Annotated in this window: 1 pseudogene; it reads left to right on the plus strand. The window is 55.1% G+C overall.

What is annotated here, in order from left to right:
• Positions 1-81: 81 nt before the first annotated feature.
• Positions 82-1,190: pseudogene (locus ABEH87_RS21635) on the plus strand (IS3 family transposase).
• Positions 1,191-1,239: the final 49 nt, after the last annotated feature.

Below are 1,239 nucleotides of genomic sequence, written 5' to 3' on the forward strand. Positions count from 1 at the left end.
TTGACCCTGACCCAAAATCCTGCTCCATTCAGCAACAGAATTCCGGCATGATAAACACTCCCCTGAACGGAGGTGGTGCCGATGAAAAAGTCACGATTCACCGAAGAGCAGATTGTCTTTGCCCTCAGGCAGGCTGAGCTGGGGACGTCCGTGCCGGATGTCTGCCGTAAGCTGGGCATTTCTGATGCCACCTTCTATACGTGGCGTAAGAAATACGGCGGCATTTCCCCTTCTGAACTCAAACACATGCGGCAACTGGAAGAGGAAAATCTGCGGCTGAAGAGGCTGGTTGCCGATCTGAGCCTCGACAAGGCGATGCTGCAGGACGTGCTGGCAAAAAAGAGCTGACGCTGGCACGCCTGCGCGAATGGGTCAGGGATTTGCAAGCCCGCTACGGTGCCAGTGAGAGACAGGTCTGTTTTGCGCTGCGGGTCAGCCGCAGCTCGTTTCGATATCGTTCTGTGGCCGCCGACGACAGCGCACTGCGGCTACGCATCCGTGAGATAACCGAAACCCGGGTTCATTACGGGTACCGCCGGGTATACGTGATGCTGAGGCGGGAAGGCTGGCGCGATAATCACAAAAGAATCTACCGCCTCTACTGTGAGCAGGGTCTGTCGCTGCGCCTCAAACGGCCACGCCGCAATAAATCCGCCCAGCGCCGCCAACCGCAGCCTCAGGGTCTGTATCCGAATCACGTCTGGGGCATGGATTTTGTCTCTGATGCGTTGTTTGACGGGCGACGACTGCGCCTGCTGACGGTTATCGACCTGTACACCCGCGAATGCCTGGGGATCTGCGTGGGGCAGAATTTGCGTTCAACAGAAGTGGCAGAAATGCTAAATAGCATAGCGCTCAGACGTCCTTTACCTCAGTTGCTGAAAACCGATAATGGTTCTGAATTTGCAGGGAAAATGCTGGACAGATGGGTGTACGAAAGAGGCATCAGAATCGACTTCTCACGCCCGGGAACACCGACGGACAATGCGACGGTGGAGTCCTTCAACGGCAGGTTAAGGCAGGAATGTCTGAACGAGAACTGGTTTATGTCTTTGGAGGATGCACGGTGCAAAATCGAGGCCTGGCGCATACACTATAACCAGAGTCGTCCCCATTCTGCACTGGGCTGGATGACGCCCTCTGAATTTGCCGAAAAATCTGCCGGTTGCCAGAATATGCAGCCAGAATGAAGCCGGTTATTCCTGATTATGAATGGATCACATACGGGGAGCGGGTCAG

Origin of the sequence: Erwinia sp. Eh17-17, assembly GCF_039675725.1 — a bacterium.
GTDB lineage: Bacteria > Pseudomonadota > Gammaproteobacteria > Enterobacterales > Enterobacteriaceae > Erwinia.